The organism is Paenalcaligenes sp. DL 309, from assembly GCF_057475285.1.
Genome location: NZ_JBYBKW010000042.1, coordinates 1 through 514 on the forward strand (window position 1 = coordinate 1; position 514 = coordinate 514).

A 514-nucleotide genomic window follows, 5' to 3' on the forward strand; every position below is an offset into this window, starting at 1 on the left:
GAAAATGAGGCGTTGAAGGATGTCGTGTCAAAAAAGTGGTAAAGCCCGCCAGTAAAAAGGCCGTTGTGGAGTACGTGATGACGCGATTTACGCTGAGTGAGCGTGCCGCATGCAAATTGGTTGGGCTAGCTCGAACGACATACCGATATCAACCTAAAAAACGTGATGAGGAGTCGCTAGTGACTCGATTAAAAGATTTGGCAATGGCCTATCCTCGCTATGGCTATTTATTGCTCCATGGCCTGCTTAAGCGCGAAGGACGGGTCGTAAATAAAAAGCGAACGTATCGACTGTATACGGAGCAGGGCTTGCAAGTACGCACTAAGCAACGGAAAAAACTGGTGCGGCCTCGCCTTGTTATGGACAGACCAACTGCCGTAAATCAACGGTGGTCGATGGATTTTGTTTCAGATCAGTTGGCCACAGGACGCCGCTTTCGAGTCTTAAATATCGTGGATGATTTTAGTCGTGAAATGGTGGGCCAGCTCGTTTCCATTTCTATTTCAGGCCATCA

General features: G+C 48.1%; 1 pseudogene. It reads left to right on the plus strand.

Annotated features, from left to right (window positions below):
* Positions 1–514 (plus strand): annotated as a pseudogene (locus tag AC2UZJ_RS12540) (IS3 family transposase); the annotation flags it as partial.